This window comes from Mucilaginibacter terrae (assembly GCF_031951985.1).
GTDB lineage: Bacteria > Bacteroidota > Bacteroidia > Sphingobacteriales > Sphingobacteriaceae > Mucilaginibacter > Mucilaginibacter terrae_A.
In genome coordinates this window covers 3832194-3850407 of record NZ_JAVLVU010000001.1, presented here as the reverse complement: position 1 = coordinate 3850407, position 18214 = coordinate 3832194, and the positions used below count along the sequence as shown (strand labels likewise).

Genomic DNA, 18214 nt, shown 5'->3' with positions numbered 1-18214 from the left:
TTATAAGCACCACCCAACCACCACAAAACATGCAAAAATTCATTACATACGATGGCTTGCCACTAAAATCGGGCGGTGCTCATTATATAAATAAATTTGCTGCTTCAGAATTATACAAGCGATTGATAGACTTTGCCAATCATTTCACCAATGCACCTCAGCCCCTGGGCGTTCAGTTGGAGTTTAATAGCTTTTTCCAGGGAGAAAAAATTTCGTTTAAGTTGCTGTGGGAAACAATTAAACGCTTTGGGCTACCGTCGTGGTCATTAAGTCAATATATTGGTTCCGGAACCTCCGTTTGGACCTGGAATATTGTTGCAAGGCAAGTTGATGAAGCACTGGCATTTCACGAAAAGTTCAACAAAATAACCTTTTCGGTAACATGGCGTTTCCATTTTATCAATCCGGTGAATAAAAGAGTATTGCCCGGGCAGGATACCATCCCCATAATAGATGTTCGGCTGCACAATTCGCAAATACGTTTCAGGTGCGGCTCCAAATACAGCGTTTCGGTTTGGTTTGTTCTCCCTTTTGAAGAACTGGACGCTTATGCTATTGAGTACATTAAAGCGATCAAATCTCAATTACCTTTTACCCCATCAAACAAGCACTGGAAATTGTGGACGGTAAATAAGGACAAGCTATCATCCCGAAAGCTTGATATAAGTATTTTAGAGGATGGCAAATAAAAGCCATTGCATTATGTACGAGGCAATGGCTTTTAATAGTCTTGGAAAACTAACTACTTTTCTAACAGCGCAGAATAAATAGAAACCAGCTTACCTGCTACAAAGTTAAGTTCTAAGCGGTAATATTGCTTATCATCTATATTGCCGTTTACATACCACAGGCGCGAGGCGGCCATTTGCGGATCGTAAGCTTTACTAAAATCTTTATCGAACATTGAAATACGCTCAAATTTATTGGCATATGCGCTAATTTTTTTAATGTTCACCAGTTTGGCGTACACATCATTTATATGGTCTTCAACAGCTATTGATGAATTACTGCCGGTTACAACAGGCCATCTTCCCATTTGCACGCCGTCATTTGTCCACATGCTCTTTACCTTATTGTCGGCAAAGTAAATTTGTATGCCGGTACCGGTGCCAATGGTTTGGTCTAAAAGAATGGTGGTGTACAGCGGTATCTTGTTTTCGAGAGGCTCGAGTGAGGTAAAAACATTACCAACCACACTCATGTAAGCTATTTTGCGTTCAACACTTATCTCCTGTGCTTTGGCATAAACCTGGGCACTGGTTTGCCCGATGGCAAAGCCCCATAGCTGGCCGCTTTTTATTGTGTCGCGCGACAGTACTTTCTCGGGCATCGGTTCGGGGCCGGTTATCTCATTATTATCCTTTTCTTTAATACAAGCGGCAAGAGACAGGCCGGTTAATAAAACAAGTAGAAGCTTCTTCATAACAGATTTAGATAGTTTTATTACTTATACGCAGGTTTTCAACGCATTGTAACAGCTGTACCTAAATAAAAAGCCCCTGCATCATGACCGATACAGGAGCTTTATTATATAAGTTGGGCTAATTAATATTTACCCATTTTGTAGTAAGCATCGTTCCAGGCAATCTCTTTCTGGAATTCGCGCAACTTGGTTTCTTTACCTATCAACAGGTACTCAATGCCCGCCATTTCGGCAAAGGCGTGTAAATGCTCGTCGGTTAAGTTTTGGCTGTAGCAGGTATGGTGAGCGCCACCGGCATATATCCAGGCCGCACATCCGTCTTTCATGTTCGGGTATGGTTTCCAAAGCACACGGGCTACCGGCAGTTTAGGTAAATCGTTGGTTGGCTCAACAGCCTCAACCTCGTTCACGATCATACGGAAACGGTTACCCATATCCACAATAGATGCGTTCAAAGCAGCACCACCGGCCACGTTAAATACCAAACGAACAGGATCGGCCTTACCACCAATACCTAAGGGATGCACCTCAACCTTTGGTTTACCTGTTGATATAGCCGGATCAACCTCCAGCATGTGCGAGCCTAAAACCATAGAGTTAGCACCGTCAAAATGGTAAGTGTAATCTTCCATAAAGGCGTTACCACCCGGCAGGCCGGCGCCCATTACTTTCATGGCGCGTACCAGGGCAGCGGTTTTCCAGTCACCTTCGCCGGCAAAACCGTAACCTTCGGCCATCAGGCGTTGTGCGCCAATGCCCGGTAATTGTACCATCCCGTGCAGGTCTTCAAACGTATCGCTGAAACCTTTAAAGCCGCCTTGTTTCAAGAAGGTACGTAAACCTACCTCAATTTTAGCAGCCTCAATTAACGACTGATGCTGAGCGCCGCCTTTTTGCAGTTCGGCAGCTACATCGTATAAGTCGTGGTATTCGGCAATTTGCTGGTCAATTAACGAGTAATCTAACGCGTTAATAACGCCTACCAGATCACCAATACCGTAAGTATTCACCGAGAAACCAAATTGTAATTCGGCTTCTACCTTATCACCATCGGTAACGGCAACGTAGCGCATGTTATCGCCAAAGCGGGCAAATTTAGCGCCTTGCCAATCATGCCAACCGGCAGCAGCACGTGCCCAAACGCTAATTTGGTTGGCTACTTCTTCCTCTTGCCAGTGACCAACAACCACCTTACGGCGTAAGCGCATACGGCTCATCATAAAACCAAACTCACGGTCGCCGTGGGCGCTTTGGTTAAGATTCATAAAGTCCATGTCAATGCTGCTCCAAGGAATTTGGGCATTGAACTGGGTATGCAGGTGAAGCACAGGCTTTTTAAGGATGCTCAATCCGCGAATCCACATTTTAGCGGGCGAGAAAGTGTGCATCCAGGTAATTAAGCCAATACAGTTAGGCGTTACGTTGGCTTCCTGAATGAGGCTGTATATCTCTTCAGATGATTTAACAGTTGGTTTAAAAACCACTTTCACCGGAACAGCAGCGTTGGCATCTAAACCACGTGCAATTTCCTGCGAGTGCTCGGCAACCTGTTTCAGCGTATCCTCGCCGTAAAGGTCCTGGCTGCCGGTTACAAACCAAACTTCAAGTTCTTTTAAATTAATCATTCTTTTTGTTGAATTGTTAAGTAGTTGATTAGTTGATTGAGTTAAGTAGTTTTTTAAAGGAGAACGGATGATATGCCATGGTAGTATCAACTACTCACCAATCAACCATTCAACCACTCACTTAGCTCTGTCCATAATATGAATCAGGTCCGTGTTTTCGCTCGTAGTGCTTACGTATTAAAGCATCTTTTAGGCGTGGGGCCTGTGGGTTAATTTGTTCGGTTAGCAGGGCCATTTTAGCAATTGCTTCTAACACCGCACTATTATGCACGGCTTTGGCAGCGGTTTTACCCCAGGTAAACGGTGCGTGATTGCCCACCAATACCATTTCAACCTCTTTATAATCCAAGCCTTTTTCCTCAAACACATCCATGATCTGGAAACCTGTTTTGTACTCGTAATCGCCGGCAATGTACTCGTCGATCATTGGCGGCGCGCACGGGATGTCTACCGTGTTATAATCGGCGTGGGTGGTGCCGAAGATCGGAATATCGCGCTGTGATTGTGCCCAGGCAGTACCGTAGGTAGAGTGCGTATGGCAAACACCACCAATTGCCGGTCCCCAGGTTTTATATAAAACGGCGTGGGTTTTGGTGTCTGACGACGGACGTAAATCACCTTCAATAGTATTGCCGTCAAAATCAACGATCACCATTTTCTCGGGCGAAAGATCTTCGTAAGGTACACCGCTTGGTTTAATGGCAAACACGCCTAAATCATGGTCGGCGGCGCTCACGTTACCAAAGGTAAAAATAACCAGACCAAGTTTGGGCAGTTCCATATTGGCGGCGTAGGCGGCCTGTTTTATATGATCGTATTTACTCATTTCGAATATGTTATTTGTCTTGAACCGGAATTTTAGGAATTTATAGAAAGAACAGAATTCTGAAAATTCTACTAATTCCTAAAATTCCGGTTCAGAAGTTATACAGTTGTTTCGGTAAACTTACCTAAGGTATTATATTGCGCGTAGCGCTTGTTATAAAACTCGGTATTGGCAGCTTCAGGGAAGTACTCCACATCAAAGCCACCACCCATAGCTTCCATGGCGTCTTCTACTTTAGGGTAGATGCCCGCAACAGTGGCAGCAAACATAGCCGCGCCTAAGGCACAGGTATGCTCAAACTGGTGAATACGGATTGGCATTTGCAGTACGTCAGCCATCATTTGCATAATGTAGGGTGATTTTTTAGCCACACCGCCAATACCAATAATACCTTCAACCGGCACCCCTTCGCTCCTGAAACGCTCCACTATACTGCGTGCACCAAAGCAGGTAGCCTCGGCCAGTGCACGGAAAACGCGCGGGGCATCGCTGCCTAAACCTAAACCGGTAATGGTACCTTTTAACAGTTGGTTGGCATCGGGCGTACGGCGGCCGTTAAACCAATCGGTAGCCAGTTCGGCTTTCTCGTCTAACGGTAAAGCTGCGGCGGCTTTGCTTAGTTCGGGGATGATCTTACCGATCATTTCTTCTTTTAAAGCTTCGGCGGTTTGCACGTCAACTACGGCCGAATCATTCAGCAGGTTTTGAATAGGCCAGGCCAACAGGTTTTTAAACCAGGCATACGTATCGCCAAAGGCCGATTGACCGGCTTCTAAACCTGCCATGCCTGGAATAACCGAGCCGTCAACCTGTCCGCAAATACCTTTAACCAGTTTGCCTTCCATATCGCGGTTTGGGGCAACCAAAATATCACAGGTTGAGGTTCCCATTACCTTGCTCAGGTGATAAGGCTCAATTTGGCCGCCAACGGCACCCATGTGGGCATCAAATGCACCAACACCTACCAATACATCGGTTGATAGGCCTAAACGTTCAGCCCACTCAGGAGATAAGTTTCCGGCAGGAACATCTGATGTATAAGTTTCTTTATATAAACGCTCAGTAAATCCTTTTAAAAGCGGGTCTAACGAGGAGAAGAACTCATCAGGAGGTAAACCACCAAACTCGGCAGCCCATAAACCTTTATGGCCTGATGAACAACGGCCACGCATAATTTGGTCGGCATCGGTACCGCCGGTTAATAAAAACGGAATCCAGTCGCAATGCTCAACCCAAGAGTATATATTGTTGCGCACTATCTCATCGGTACGAAGGATGTGCAGCAACTTTGCCCAAAACCACTCTGACGAGTAAATACCACCTACGTATTGCAGGTAGTTAATATCGAATTTAGTGGCGTGTTCGTTTATTTCGGCAGCTTCTTTAACCGAGGTATGGTCTTTCCAAAGCACAAACATGGCAGCCGGGTGGTGCTCAAATTCGGGTAATAATGCCAATGGCACACCGGCTTTGTTTACCGCTACCGGTGTAGAACCTGTGGTATCAACCGCAATGGCTTTTATTTGTGAGGCCACTTCGGCTCCGGCTTTGGCAATACATGCTTTAATAGTGCTTTCCAGGCCTTCAACATAATCTAAAGGATGCTGGCGGAATTGGTTGTTGGCGGCATCGCAGTACTGTTGTTTTTGCCAGCGCGGATAATAGAACACCGAGGTAGCCAGTTCTTTACCGTCGGCAGCGTTAACAATTACAGAGCGTACCGAGTCCGAGCCGTAATCAACGCCAATTACATATTGAGGTTTATCAGTCATGGTTATTTTTCAATTAAACGTTATTTTGACGTTTAATATTTCAGGATGTAAATGTAGGGGTTATCTTGTGCCTCTGCAAAAATTTTTTGCTACTAAAACTGCAGGTGATCAGGGGTAATAATAAGGCTGAAAATTTTAAACAGGTTCTCTTCATACTTGTCTTTATCAAGCGTGTAATAAAAGGCCCCTTTTTTCGAGCCCATCTTGTCTTTTTCGTTCAGTTTAATCAACAAACCGGTTGAAAGCAGCTTACGGCTAAAGTTACGCTTATCAAAATTCACCTCGTAAATAGCATCGTACATGCTTTGTATTTGCGGCAGGGTAAATTTTTCGGGCAGCAGTTCAAACACCACGGGGTGCAGGGCGGCTTTGTATTGCAGGCGTTTTTTAGCCATTTCCACCATCTCATTATGGTCGAAAATCAACTTAGGAATATTATTTACCGGGAACCACTCGGCATGATAATCGGCACTTAATTGCTGCTTGTATTTGGCAATATCAATAAGGGCAAAATAGGTGATGCTGATGGTGCGTTCGTTGGTATCGCGCTTTACCGAGCCAAAAGTATGCAGTTGTTCGAGGTATACCCCGCTTAGCCCAGTAAGGTTTTCAAGTATTCGGCCCGATGCTGCATCAACGCTTTCATCTTCATCAACATAACCGCCCATAAGGCTCCATTTGTTCCGCTCGGGGTCAAAACCACGCTGTATCAACAGTAGTTTCATGTCCGAACCATCAAACCCAAAAACAATACAATCAATAGCCACACTAATATGCGGCGCCTTTTTATTCCTCATTTAATACAATACAATGGGCTAATGTAACATTTTAGTTAATTAAATAAAAAGTCGCCTTGTCAAATGCGTGTTACAACCTATTTAGAGCCATTTGCTCTAAGAAACACATCCTGTTTTTAACAAACCTTAATATTTGTTAAATAACTTGGCATAGTTTTGTCGTATATACCTGTACTTAAAGTTAACTCTTAGTAATTGAGAGTTACTGTTTTTATGAAGATCGCGCATTTAATTCTTACTTATACTAACCCCCAGTTAACCGAGAGGCTGATCAAAGCAATCGCTCATCCGCAATTTGATTTCTATATCCACGTTGATAAAAAGTTTTCGATCGAGCCTTATTTATATCTGCGCAAATACCCTAATGTATATTTTATAAAAGACCGCGAAGATGTGCGCTGGGCAGGTTACAATACCATAAAAGCCACCTTTAAATGCATTAAAGAAATTGTGGCTACCGGCATTGAGTACGAATACATTAACTTCATGAGCGGGCAGGATTATCCGCTAAAATCTGCCGAGTATATGCTCAATTTTTTTGAGCATAATAAAGGTAAACAGTTTATTGAATACCAAAGCATTGAGCGCGTTTGGGTGGAAGCGCAGCCGCGGATTACCAAGTATCACTTTACCAATTTTACGTTCAAAGGTCGTCACCGCCTGGAATGGCTGATCAATAAACTCACACCCAAACGTAGTTTGCCGCTTGATTTAAAACCCTACGGCAAGGCTATGTTTTGGATGATGAACCCTGAACGGGCAATGTATGTTGTTAATTATGTAGAAAACAATCCTCAATTAGAGCGTTTTTTTCTACTAACCTGGGGAAGCGACGAATTTGTTTTCCAAACCGTTTTAATGAATTCGCCTTATAAAAATGAATTGGTAAACAACGATTACCGGTACATTGACTGGTCGGCCGGAGGTGCGCACCCTAAGGTGCTTAATTTAAGCGACCTGGAAGCCCTCAAAAAAACTGAGGATCTGTTTGCCCGCAAGGTAAATGCCGAAAAAAGCGGCAAACTTTTAGACGAACTTGATAATTTTATTTCACAGTCGGCACAGGCCGCAACAACATAATGGCTTACTTAATTGATATTCCCACCTTTAGCGATAGCCGGGGTAATTTAACGGTATTAGATGAAGCCATTCCATTTCAAATTAAACGCTTGTTTTACATTTACGGCGTAGATAATTCGGCACGTGGTGGACACCGTCACCACCAAACCGTGCAGGCGGCTATATGCATTCAGGGCAGCTGCACCATTATTAACGATGATGGGGATACTATTGAGCATATTGAACTGGACACACCTCGAAAATGCCTGATATTAGAAACTAAAGACTGGCACGTGATGACTAATTTTAGCGCTGATGCCATTTTATTGGTTTTGGCCAGCACGCCATTTGATGCTTCCGATTATATCTTTACCCCTTACGATCACAATCAACAACAACCGTCATGATAGCCTACGAAAACCTGCTGGAACTGAACAAACCTTTTACAGCGCGTTTTAAACAACAGTTTGATGAGTTCTTGGCATCGGGCTGGTACATATTGGGGAATTCGGTTAAAAAATTTGAGCAGGAATATGCTGCCTGGAATAATTCCACTTACTGCATTGGTGTTGCCAACGGACTGGACGCACTTACGCTGGCTTTAAAGGCCTATAACTTTGAACCCGGAAGCGAGGTTATTGTACCTTCCAATACCTATATCGCTACTATATTGGCTATCCTCAACAACAACCTAACACCGGTATTGGTTGAGCCTGACATACGTACTTACAACATCGACCCTAAACTAATTGAGCAAGCCATTACGCCGCGTACCCGCGCCATTATGGCGGTACACCTGTACGGCAAGTGCTGTGCTATGGAAGCCATACTGACAATTAAAAACAAGCACAATTTAGTTTTGGTTGAAGACTGCGCCCAGGCACACGGTGCAACTTTAAACGGGCAAAAAACCGGAACCTTTGGCGAGTTTGGCGCGTTCAGCTTTTACCCAACCAAAAACTTAGGGGCACTGGGCGATGCCGGGGCTGTCAACACCAACGATGAACGTTTGGCTGGCATCATCATGCAATTGCGTAACTATGGGTCGGACAAGAAATATTATAACGAACGCATAGGCACCAACTCACGGCTGGATGAACTGCAGGCTGCATTTTTGAGCGTAAAGCTGGAAGCTCTTGATGATATAAACAATCACAAACGCAAGTTGGCTAACTTGTATTTACAGCATTTGAAATCAGATTTTATTTTACCTGTTGTAGAAGACGGTTACGAAGATGTTTACCACATTTTTAACGTACGCCACGAGCGCCGCGATGATTTGAAAGCCTACCTCCTTGAAAAATGCATCGGCACCGAAATACATTATCCCGTACCACCGCACGAGCAAAAGGCCATGCAGGAGGTATTAAAGGGGCAGAATTTCCCAATAGCCAAAGAGATTCACCAAACCACATTGAGCCTACCCTGTTCTTACTGGCACACTGAAGAGCAGATTGAGCAGGTTGTTGAGGCGATGAATGGGTTTTGATGCAGCCCGATAATTTCACCATGCCTAAGTTTGCGTTAGGGATAGTAGCGGAAAGCCCGCAGTGTAGCATCGCGAAACGAGGACTTGCAGTGGATAGCCCGGGCCGGAGGCAACGCCCAAATTTTTGCTGATTAGTGCATGGTTAATTAAGTTAAGTAGTTTTAAAAACCTCTTGTTATTTCGATCTAAGGAGGAATTCTATACGCCAAACTTATCGCTTGTATAAGATTTCTCTCTATCGTTCGAAATGACAGGCGTAGAAAAATAATACAATCAATTTTAATCAAACTATAGTTTTTTACCTAAATGCACCCAAAATATAAACCACTTTAATATTTTTGACGTATAAAGGTATTTTGAGTACTTTTCCCACTATTTGGGTTTTGTGGCCTCAACCAGCAAACAGCACATTAATGAACAGAATATTTACCGTTGTTATAGTTTTACTGCTTACTGCTTTTGCCGCACCCCAAAGTCTCAGGGCACAAAACTCAATCGTGTCCGATATTTCGGAGCCTTATCTTCAAAAGCTTATAGCTACGGCAAAAGCCAATTACCCCCGTGTAAAATCATTGGATGAGCGCGTAGCGATCGCTCAAAACAATGTTAGCCGCCAGCGCTTGTCATATCTCGACGCATTAACCTTTTCGTACGTATACCAGCCCAACACCACGCTTAACCTTAACGCACTGCAACCGGGCAATGTTGATGGTTCGGCTACTGGGGTTAATAACCGTACCAGCATATTTAAAGGAACGCAATTTGGTTTGTTTTTTAACCTGGGCTCGTATCTGCAAAAACCGTTTGCGGTAAAGCAGGCCCGCCGCGAGCTCACCATTGCCAATAACGATGTGCAGGAATACCTGCTTACTTTAGCTACCCAAGTACGTAAGCGTTACTATACTTATGTACAACGCATAGCTTCGCTCAAGTTGCAAACCCAGGCCGCTATTGATGCCGAAGGGGTAATGAAGGATGTAAAATACCGCTTTGAAAAAGGTGAGGTTACTGTTGAAAGTTACAACCAGGCACGCATTAGCAATACCCAGCAAATACAGGCAAAAATTACAGCCGAAACCGATTTATTTACTGCCAAAGCCGATTTAGAGGAATTACTGGGCGAAAAATTAGAAAACATCAGATAATGGATTTAAGCAGTTTTGTAAAGGTTTTATTACGGCATAAATACACGCTGATCTTAATTCCGTTGGCCACGGTTATTATTACCTTTTTTTTAGTACGCAACCAGCCCGACAGCTATTTGTCTAACGCGCAAATTGCTACCGGTATAGTAGACCAAAGTCTTAAAACGCTCAGCGCCTCATCAGACATGTTGCAGGATGCACAAGTTAGCCAGGAGTTTGGTAACCTGATGGCCATTATGCGGTCAAAAAAGGTAATTGACCAGGTTTCGTATCAACTCATGATACATGACCTTACGAGTAATAAACCTTTCAGAAAGCCAAGCAAAACGCTTGAAAGCATGAATGCCAGTGCCCGTGCGCACGCGGTTGAGCGGTTTACTACCTTTTACAAAAACAGGCAAACCCTGTCGCTTTTTGACCCCGATCAACGTGGTCTGCACGACTTATTGGGTTCGATGAAGTACGACGACCAGTCGTTACTACAAAAACTGACCATTTACCGCGATGGTAACAGCGATTTTATATTTGTGCAGTTTGAGGCCGAAGACCCCAACCTGTCGGCCAAAGTGGTTAATGATTTGTGCCGCGAGTTTATAGCTTACTACTCATTACTGGTTAAGCAAAACCAAATTAAAGCGGTTAATTTTTATGCCGATTTGTTAAAGGCTAAAGAAGACACACTGAACAGACGTTTGGAACGCCTTAAAGATTATAAAATACGCAACAAGGTGTTAAGCCTGAGCGAACAGGCCAAATCACTGTACGCACAACTATCTGACTTTGAAACCCGCAGGCAACAGGCCTCAAAAGATGCCATAGCTTATAAAGCGGCTATTGATGATATTGATAAGCAATTCGACCCTTCTGATCGTCGTTATGTGGAAAGTTCTATGGTGCGCCTTAATCAGCGGCTTATTGCTACCCGTGCTCAACTCGAAAGCGCGAACAATGATTATATAGAAAGCAGCTTTAAGCCCGAGTACAAACAACGGGTAGATTCGCTTACCAATGTTATGAGCAGCCAGATCGGCCGGGCATCAGACAAGTACATTACCAATCCTATGGTTGCCAAGCAAAACCTCATTGAGCAAAAGCTAACCATGCAAATTCAGTACGATTTGGCTAAAAGCAGTTCACGCTCTATTGAAAGAGAGCTGGCGCGCTTAAACGTTAAACTTACCGAGCTGGTACCCCACGAAGCCGTTGTACAGGCCGACGAAAGCGCCATCCAGATTGCGCAGGACGAGTACATGGACATACTGAACAAGTACAATCAAAAGCAACTGGAATCAACGTTTTCGGTGCTGTTAAGGCAAATAGAATCGGCTATGCCGGGTGCTGCCCAACCCTCTAAAAAAATGCTGCTGGTTATTATCAGCGGTGTGGTAAGCTTTATATTTTGCTTGCTGGTATTGTTTGTATTGTTCTATTTGGATAATACCATCAAAACCCCGCGCGAACTGGCCAATGCCACCAAAATACCGGTACTGGGTTTCCTGTTTAAACTCAGCGGGGCATCGTTTGATCTGGGGCATATATGGAGCGGTAAAGACAATACCGAAGAGCATCGCAAGTTTAAAAACCTCATGCAGTCTATCCGTTTTGAGATAGATACCGAGATGAACGGCTCGAAAATATTACTGGTAAACAGTTTAGCACAAGATGAAGGCAAAACATTTTTGGCATTGAACCTGGCCTATGCTTACTCGCAGGTAAATAAAAAGGTATTGTTAATTGATGGCGATTTTACCCGCCCCGATGTTACCAAGGCGGTTAATCCGCAATACTACCTCGAAGATTTCCTGTTGCGTAATGCAACCGATTATGAACTGAACGCAAACGGTAAAATTACTACCATGGGTAACCGTGGCGGCGATATATCTTTATTGCAAATTGACTCGGAGAGCGACATCAGGAACAAGCTTAATGCTTTAAAAGCGGTGTTTGATATTATTATTATCGAGTCGCCGGCGTTAAACTCGCTTAATAAGGCCAAAGAGTGGATCGTGGCGTCAGACAAAGTGGTAACTGTGTTAAAAGCAGGCCAAACACTTAAAGAACACAAAAACCTTCATATTAATTACCTTAAAGGATTAAACGGCCAGTTTATTGGCTGGGTGTTAAACGAGGTAGCTAAAGGACAGGTGCCTGCCGACCAGCAGGGCTAAAATTCAACAACATGGCAGTAGTTAATGTGATATGGATCGTGTTTCAGGTGCTCATTGGGTATAACCTGGTTTTGCCCATACTGTTGTATATTTTTTACAGCCTTAAAAGTAAGCCACAAATACTCGCCTCCGCCCCTGCCGAAGTCGATTATGCCATTATTGTTACCGCCTACGAGTGGGTAACGGCCATCCCGGAGGTGGTAAATTCGTTACTACAGCTCAATTACAATAACTACCTTATTTACGTGGTAGCTGATAAATGCGACATTAGCAGCCTGCATTTTGATGACCCGCGTGTAATTATTCTTCGTCCCGAAGAAACGCTGGCAGGCAACGTACGTTCGCATTTTTACGCCATTAATCGTTTCAGGAGAGAACACGAACGCCTGACCATTATTGATAGCGATAACCTGGTTGAACCCGAGTACCTTAATGAGCTGAATAAACTCTTTAACCAGGGTTTTGAAGCCGTGCAAGGCATCCGCGAAGCCAAAAACCTGGATACCACCTATGCCCGTTTAGACGGTGCCCGCGATATTTATTACCATTTTTATGATGGTAAGATCCTGTTCCAGGTAGGCTCATCGGCCACGCTGGCCGGATCAGGCATGGCGTTTACCACCAAATTATACCGTAATTGCCTGGAAAACCGCGATGTAAGTGGCGCCGGTTTTGACAAGGTATTACAAGCCGCCATTTTAAGCCAGAACAAACGCATAGCATTTACCGATAAAGCCATTGTGTGGGACGAAAAAACCACCCACTCCGACCAATTGGTAAAACAACGCGCCCGCTGGATAAATACCTGGTTCAAATATTTTAAGTATGGCTTTACTATGCTGGGCTATTCGCTTAAAAACTTTAGTTTAAACCAGTTTGTATTTGGCTTAATATTGCTGCGCCCACCGCTGTTCATTTTTTTAATACTGTCGGTATTTTGTATGCTGGCCAATGTGTTTATCAGTTGGGTGGCAGTAGCCTTGTGGATGGCGGGATTTTTGCTGTTTGTGCTGGGTTTTTATATAGCACTGGCCAAATCGCATACCGATGCCCGTATTTACCAATCGCTCATCAACATACCCAAATTTTATATACTTCCAAATACTATCGTTGCTTAAGGCCCGTAAGGCCAACCAGCATTCGGTAGCTACCCGCGGTACCGCAGTTGAACCAGTTAAACCTTTGGGTAATGAAAATTAATCCATCGCCAAGGGCATTAAATGGCAACCAGCCCGATCCTGCCGTGCAGGATCGCATTAACAAGGTAACCCGTATTGTAGCCATTGTAGTAGCATTTGTAAGTACTTTTTTTTTGATGATCAAAATAATGTTCCTCTAAGCTCAAAACGTCATTGCGAGGTACGAAGCAATCCCTGCGGTGATGGTAATTTATTAAACATAGTTCAGAGATTGCTTCGTACCTCGCAATGACGTGAGAAAAAAGAGAGATAGATGACCGAGCTACAGGCAACCATACCAGGCAGTAAAACAGGCAGCATTAAACAGTGGCTGGTTAACCTGTTTCTCATCCAGAAGCTAAAAACGCCGGTGGGTATGGCATTGCTATTGGCTGCCGGAGGCGTAATTGCTGCGGGTACGGTTTATATGGGGCTTCCCTTTGGCATTTTGCTGATGCTGGCTATTGGGGTACTGCCGTTATTGCATGCTATAACCAGCTACCCCAAATTTGGTATTACCCTGCAGCTCATCATGGCCTACTTCCTGTTTATGCTGGGCAGGATAGGCGTACCCGGACCAATTGGTACGCTAATGGACGGCATACAGTTTTTGCTATTGCTGGGGCTGGCCGTACGGGTAAAAAACGATGATAATAACTGGGGTTATTTTAAAAGCCCTATTACCACTGTACTACTTATTTGGCTGGGCTATAATATACTGGAGTTTGGCAACCCCTTTGCCGAATCGCGCATGGCGTGGATGTACACCATACGTACCGTGGCCATTGTGCTCTTAGGTTACTTTGTACACCTGTACAGCATCCGTTCGGTACAATTTATACGTTATATTTTTAAGCTGTGGCTGGCTATGGCTCTTATTGCTGCCCTATATGCTTACAAACAGGAGTACATCGGCTTTTCAGATGCCGAGGAAGCATATTTACACTCTGACCCTGCCATTGCTTCATTGCTTTTCATAGCCGGGCACTGGCGTAAGTTCTCCACTTTTTCCGACCCGGTTTCGTTCTCCTACAATATGGTAATGCCCACCATTTTGTGCGTTTGCGTTATTGCCGGCAAGTTTAAACCCTGGAAAAAAATCGTATTACTGGTTTGCGCCTTTCTGTACATGTCGTCTATGTTGTTTTCGGGTACACGTGGTGCTAACGTACTTTTGCCTGCCGCTTTGCTGCTTTTTGCTATACTGAATTACAGCCAAAAGGTGTTAATTTTTACCTGCGTGGCAGCGGTATTCCTGCTGGTATTGATCAATATCCCTACGGGCAATCCCAACATTCAGCGTTTCCAAACAGCGTTTCGCCCTAATAACGACGACTCGTACAACCTGCGTAAGCAAAACCAAAAACGCATTCAACCCTACATCCTTACCCACCCCATGGGCGGCGGCTTAGGCGCCACAGGCGATTGGGGCAAAAAATTTGCACCGGGTTCTTTTTTGGCCAGTTTTCCGCCCGATAGCGGTTATATACGTGTGGCTGTTGAAGAAGGCTGGCTTGGTTTAGGTTTGTTTTGCCTCATGATGTTTACCATTATGAAAAAAGGCATTAACAACTACTACCAAATGAAAGATCCTGAGCTTAAAACCTATTGTTTGGCTATGACGTTGGTAGTATTTGCCTATAATATTGCTAACTTTCCGCAGGAGGCACTGGTACAATATCCCAGTAACGTATTCTTTTACCTCGAGGTGGCTTTAATTGAAGTGACTTTCAGGCTCGATCAGGCCAAACAGAAAGAGGCAGAGGCCTTACAAGTATTAAATCCGGCAAACATATAATTCCGTATAAAACTTTACCTATGAGCAGTGGCGCAATTATTAAAAACAGAGATATCATTATTGTGGGCCAGCAACCCTGGGATGTTGAAATTGGCAGTAACTGTAAAAACATTGCACTTGAGTTTAGCAAACACAACCGGGTGCTGTATATAAACTCACCGCTCGATCGTATTACCCTGCTCAAATACAAAAACAATCCTAACGTTAAAAAACGCCTCGAAATTATAAAAGGCAAGGTAAACGGCCTTATCCGCTTGCAGGAAAACCTGTGGAATTACTATCCGGATGGCATTATTGAGTCGGTTAACTGGATAAAGAACAATTCCATTTATACCTTTTTAAATAAGCTTAACAACAAGCGTTTTGCAGGTTCGATACAAAAGGCCATTAAGCAGTTAGGCTTTAAAGATTACATCTTGTTTAATGATAACGATATGTTCAGAAGCTTTTACCTGAAAGAGTTGCTGAAACCTGCCGTAAGCATTTACTACTCACGCGATTTTATGCTGGCCGTTGACTACTGGAAACTGCACGGCACCAAGATGGAACCTGAGCTGATTGCTAAAAGTGATTTATGTGTGGCTAACTCCACTTACCTGGCTAATTACTGCAAACAATATAATCAAAACTCGTTTTACGTAGGTCAGGGTTGCGATCTGGATTCCTTTACCGGGTACGACCAGAACAAGCCTGTTCCTAAAGACATTTTACACATCCCTAAACCTGTTATTGGTTATGTAGGCGCGCTGCAAAGCATCAGGCTGGATATGGAAATTTTACGCTATGTTGCCCGCCAACGCCCGCAATGGAACATTGTGTTGGTTGGTCCCGAAGATGGTGAATTTCAGAAAAGTGATTTGCATAAAATACCTAACGTGCATTTCCTCGGTGCTAAAAACCCCGATATGCTGCCGGCGTACATTAATGCGTTTGACGTTTGCTTAAATCCGCAAATTGTTAACCAGGTTACCATAGGCAATTATCCGCGTAAAATTGATGAGTATTTGGCTATGGGTAAACCCACTGTGGCCACCCGTACCGAAGCCATGAGCGCCTTTGAAAGCCATGTATATTTGGGCGATACCAAAGAAGATTACGTACGCCTGATAGACCAGGCCCTGGCCGAAGACAGCCCCGCCAAACAACAGGAGCGTGTTGCCTTTGCAAGCACACACACCTGGGAAAACAACGTAGCCGAAATTTATAAAGCCGTTAAAAAAGCACTTCCCACGTATGCTTAACGTTGCGGTAAATGGCCCGGGCAAACACCATCAACGGGTTATTGCTTTGGCGTATATCGCTACGGGTCATGGTGCTGGGCTCGTCGCTTGAGTTGATCTGGTCAAACACACCTTTGAAATCCTCGTAAAACATGGCTTTGCCTTTCTTTTTAATGAACGACAAGTTCATTAAAAACTCGGTGCGGTCGCCTTTTATACCTTCGGCGTAACGGCCAAACTTTTCAAAGAACGTGGTTCGGCGCAAGTGCGGATGATCGCTGTACACATGAAATTTTTTATAGCCGGGATACCATATCTTAAAGATCATTTCCGAAAACCCTTTGCGGAACGGCTTTAAGTAAGGATATTTAAAGTAAGCATAAAAGCGCACCAAATCTACATCGGCGCGTTCATCCATGATACCAAGCGCATCAGTTAAACGTTCGGCATATCCCGGAAACGGGTCGAAATCTTCCTGCACATATAAGGTGTAGGCTGTTTTAACCGCATCTTGCCCTTTATTAATATTGTTGCCTAACCCACCGTTTTTAGGCGTGGTAATAAGCCTGAAATTATATAGTGGCGCTATCTCCTTCAACCTCTCCTGGTGCTCGGGCTTGCTGCCATCATCGCTCACCACAATATCGCCAAACTTAATCTCCTGTTTTTGAAAAGCCTGCAACAGCCGCTCTAACGACTGGCTACGGTTATAATGCGTTACTAAAAGCGTTACGGTTGGGTATTGGGTTGGCATTTTATATTGTTATGCTTTGTTTTTGTTCTAATTCCCCTCTTGAGAGGGGGTGTGATGGCATGTGTAATGGCGGGGGTGTGTTAGTACATTTGCTATACTATAATTATTTGCGAAAGGACACACCCCTACCCCTCTCAAGAGGGGAAAAGCTACTTCTTATACAACACATCATACGTCCACCTTGTCAGCTTCACCTGCAGGTATACATAACGTAAAGCAAGCGCCAGCGGATTTCTACTTTCGCGCCAGCCGGCCCTGTTCATGGTGCTGGGCTCATCGGCCGAGTTCTTTTGATAGAACAGGTCGTTAAAATTCTCGAAGAACAAGCCGCGACCTTTATTTTGGATGAACGATTTGGCCATGCGATATTCGGTAATGTCACCCTTAACACCCTCGGCATAACGGCCAAATTTTTCGAAAAAAGAGGTGCGGCGCAGGTGCGGATGATCGCTGTAAACATAAAACTTAAGGTGGTTATTAAACCATAGCTGCGGTTTAAACAGCATCTCTACAAAACCCTTACCGTATGGCTTGGTGTACGGGTAGCTAAAGTAGGCGTAAAAACGGACAATATCTAAACCTTTATCGGCCTCCATATAATCTAAAGCATCTCTAAAGTGCTGTGCAAATTCGGGCTTCGGTTCAAAATCTTCCTGTACGTATAAAGTATATGGTGTGGTTACTCCATCCTGACCTTTATTGATGTTGTTTCCTAAGCCTTTATTAGTGGGTGTAGTTATTAATTTATAACCATACTCGGGCTGCATTTTATGTAATCTTGCAAGATGCTCGGGCTTGCTGCAATCGTCACTTACCACGATGCCGCCAAAGCTAATTTGCTGCTCGCGAAAGGTATTGAGCAAACGTTCGAGCGATTGGCTCCGGCTGTAATGTGTTATTAATAAGGTAACTTCTGGAAAGATTTTTACGTTTACATCCATAATTCAAGCTAATATGCTA

General features: G+C 44.1%; 17 protein-coding genes. 10 read left to right on the top strand and 7 right to left on the bottom strand.

Annotated elements, in window-relative coordinates:
• Positions 1 to 29 precede the first annotated feature (29 nt).
• Entirely contained in the window at positions 30 to 689 is a 660-nt protein-coding gene (locus tag QE417_RS16450) for a hypothetical protein (protein WP_311951558.1), read from the top strand.
• A 53-nt stretch (positions 690 to 742) separates the two neighbouring features.
• On the opposite strand, the gene QE417_RS16445 is transcribed toward QE417_RS16450, so the two are convergent.
• From QE417_RS16445 to QE417_RS16425, 5 genes are all read right to left on the bottom strand, one after another.
• The gene (locus QE417_RS16445) at positions 743 to 1423 is read right to left on the bottom strand and encodes a hypothetical protein (protein ID WP_311951557.1); all 681 of its coding nucleotides are present in this window, start codon (positions 1421 to 1423) and stop codon (positions 743 to 745) included.
• Between the two features lie 122 nt (positions 1424 to 1545).
• Positions 1546 to 3048, bottom strand: coding sequence for an L-arabinose isomerase (gene araA / locus QE417_RS16440; protein WP_311951556.1), 1503 nt, complete (start codon positions 3046 to 3048; stop codon positions 1546 to 1548).
• Between the two features lie 121 nt (positions 3049 to 3169).
• The gene (locus tag QE417_RS16435; RefSeq protein WP_311951555.1) at positions 3170 to 3874 is read right to left on the bottom strand and encodes an L-ribulose-5-phosphate 4-epimerase; all 705 of its coding nucleotides are present in this window, start codon (positions 3872 to 3874) and stop codon (positions 3170 to 3172) included.
• 98 nt (positions 3875 to 3972) lie between these two features.
• A complete protein-coding gene (locus QE417_RS16430; protein ID WP_311951554.1) occupies positions 3973 to 5646 on the bottom strand; it encodes a ribulokinase in 1674 nt (557 codons plus the stop codon).
• 92 nt (positions 5647 to 5738) lie between these two features.
• Complete coding sequence (locus tag QE417_RS16425) at positions 5739 to 6443, bottom strand: NUDIX hydrolase (RefSeq protein WP_311951553.1); 705 nt, start codon at positions 6441 to 6443, stop codon at positions 5739 to 5741.
• Between the two features lie 213 nt (positions 6444 to 6656).
• Here QE417_RS16425 and QE417_RS16420 point away from each other — a divergent pair, with 213 nt between their 5' ends.
• From QE417_RS16420 to QE417_RS16380, 9 genes are all read left to right on the top strand, one after another.
• Positions 6657 to 7523 (top strand): beta-1,6-N-acetylglucosaminyltransferase, encoded by an 867-nt coding sequence (locus QE417_RS16420; RefSeq protein WP_311951552.1) that lies wholly within the window; start codon positions 6657 to 6659, stop codon positions 7521 to 7523.
• Positions 7523 to 7909 (top strand): sugar 3,4-ketoisomerase, encoded by a 387-nt coding sequence (locus QE417_RS16415; RefSeq protein ID WP_311951551.1) that lies wholly within the window; start codon positions 7523 to 7525, stop codon positions 7907 to 7909. The genes QE417_RS16420 and QE417_RS16415 overlap by 1 nt, the downstream gene beginning before the upstream one ends.
• Positions 7906 to 8991, top strand: coding sequence for a DegT/DnrJ/EryC1/StrS family aminotransferase (locus QE417_RS16410; protein WP_311951550.1), 1086 nt, complete (start codon positions 7906 to 7908; stop codon positions 8989 to 8991). The genes QE417_RS16415 and QE417_RS16410 overlap by 4 nt, the downstream gene beginning before the upstream one ends.
• Before the next feature lie 413 nt (positions 8992 to 9404).
• Positions 9405 to 10136 carry a TolC family protein gene (locus QE417_RS16405; protein WP_311951549.1) on the top strand — a complete coding sequence of 244 codons (732 nt, stop codon included), beginning with the start codon at positions 9405 to 9407 and terminating at the stop codon, positions 10134 to 10136.
• Positions 10136 to 12304: an exopolysaccharide transport family protein gene (locus QE417_RS16400; protein WP_311951548.1), complete on the top strand. Its 2169-nt coding sequence runs from the start codon at positions 10136 to 10138 to the stop codon at positions 12302 to 12304. Before QE417_RS16405 ends, QE417_RS16400 begins: the two co-directional genes overlap by 1 nt.
• Positions 12305 to 12315: 11 nt before the next feature.
• Positions 12316 to 13422 (top strand): glycosyltransferase, encoded by a 1107-nt coding sequence (locus tag QE417_RS16395; protein ID WP_311951547.1) that lies wholly within the window; start codon positions 12316 to 12318, stop codon positions 13420 to 13422.
• A gap of 71 nt (positions 13423 to 13493) precedes the next feature.
• Positions 13494 to 13643 (top strand): hypothetical protein, encoded by a 150-nt coding sequence (locus QE417_RS16390; protein ID WP_311951546.1) that lies wholly within the window; start codon positions 13494 to 13496, stop codon positions 13641 to 13643.
• 113 nt (positions 13644 to 13756) lie between these two features.
• Positions 13757 to 15280 (top strand): O-antigen ligase family protein, encoded by a 1524-nt coding sequence (locus QE417_RS16385; RefSeq protein WP_311951545.1) that lies wholly within the window; start codon positions 13757 to 13759, stop codon positions 15278 to 15280.
• A gap of 20 nt (positions 15281 to 15300) precedes the next feature.
• Positions 15301 to 16521: a glycosyltransferase gene (locus tag QE417_RS16380; protein ID WP_311951544.1), complete on the top strand. Its 1221-nt coding sequence runs from the start codon at positions 15301 to 15303 to the stop codon at positions 16519 to 16521.
• Here QE417_RS16380 and QE417_RS16375 read toward each other — a convergent pair.
• Both QE417_RS16375 and QE417_RS16370 read right to left on the bottom strand, forming a co-directional pair.
• Complete coding sequence (locus QE417_RS16375; protein WP_311951543.1) at positions 16493 to 17254, bottom strand: glycosyltransferase family 2 protein; 762 nt, start codon at positions 17252 to 17254, stop codon at positions 16493 to 16495. The genes QE417_RS16380 and QE417_RS16375 overlap by 29 nt on opposite strands.
• A gap of 149 nt (positions 17255 to 17403) precedes the next feature.
• Positions 17404 to 18195, bottom strand: a complete 792-nt coding sequence (locus tag QE417_RS16370) for a glycosyltransferase (RefSeq protein ID WP_311951542.1) — start codon at positions 18193 to 18195, stop codon at positions 17404 to 17406.
• Positions 18196 to 18214: the final 19 nt, after the last annotated feature.